1 protein-coding gene is annotated in these 1,204 nt (G+C 40.0%); it reads left to right on the top strand.

Translation table 11 applies throughout. From position 1 onward, the window contains the following. Positions 1 to 111: 111 nt before the first annotated feature. A partial coding sequence (locus BIZ39_RS21865) for a TrbC family F-type conjugative pilus assembly protein (protein ID WP_187448124.1) occupies positions 112 to 1,204 on the top strand: 1,093 nt, incomplete at its 3' end.

Genomic DNA, 1,204 nt, shown 5'->3' with positions numbered 1-1,204 from the left:
GTTACTACACTTTAAAAGATAACGAAATATGGATTGCCAGCACATCCGATACCACTATTGATAGCCGATATTTTGGCCCAGCAACTCTATCTCAAATTGAGGCGCATGCTTATGCTTTACTGTAAAAAAGTAACCTGTCTAATAGCCACTCTACTGTTTTCCTTATCTGGCTTTTCTCAAACTAATAATGAAGAGTTGAACGTTAATAAAGCAGAACTAAGTCCGCATATACAAGAACTGGCTAAAGAAATATCACAAAAACAACGGGGTGAAACTAAGAGTGCTGATCACTCCATCCAACCGGTAAATCCAGCAGATTTACCCCCAATTATTAATGAAACAATCAATGAGATAGTCGATACCAATAATGACGACGCTGAAAAGAATAAGAAGCTTGCCCAGGACTTTCTTAAAAATACCCAAGATAAATTCGATTTAGAATCAAATGATATAGATAACGCATTTAAGGGACCAGACTATGGAAAATTTGGTACCAATGGTGACTACGGCGATTCCAGTATGATGTCTTCAGCCATGGCCAAGGCTGAGCAGCAGGCACGTTCACACAAAGAGACTAGATACGGCGAGGATGTCTTTGCTTACATTGCCGTTTCCATGTCCATGCCAGACCGCTGGTTTAGAAATATGCTGACGTCTTTGGCTAATGAACATAAAGACAAACGGGTTATCATCGCTTTCCAAGGAGCAAAACCCGGTGAGTTAGCAAAGTTTGCTTTAGCTATCGAGCAGGCCATGCCTGATACGAACGTAGGCTCATACTCTATCGTCATAGACCCAACTATCTTCATGCGACTTAACATAGATAAAGTTCCAACATTTGTCATCAATACTAAAAATGGTTGGCGAAAAGTTCTCGGTGAACTTTCTCTTACACAAGCTGAGACTTACGCCTTACAAGACTATGAAGTATACGAGGCACTGGGTCGAATTTATGATGTTGAAGAGCCAAATATGATTACACTACTTCAGGAAAAAATGAAGGAAGGATTAGAGGATGATCCCGTCACCAAGATGACGAAAAAAATGCAGGAATCCAAACCAGCTATAGTTGAACTTCCAGTTGCTAAGGAAAGTTTTAGTTATCTTGTAACACCAATTTTTACGGTTGAACAAGACTTAAGGTTTGGGGGTACTATTTTCGCCAAAAAGGGAGAAACCGTTAATACACTAGAACATCTACCAC

This window comes from Alteromonas sp. BZK5, assembly GCF_014349115.1.
GTDB classification, from domain to species: domain Bacteria; phylum Pseudomonadota; class Gammaproteobacteria; order Enterobacterales; family Alteromonadaceae; genus Alteromonas; species Alteromonas macleodii.
Note: the sequence above shows the minus strand (reverse complement) of the source record. Positions and strands in the feature narration are given on the sequence as shown.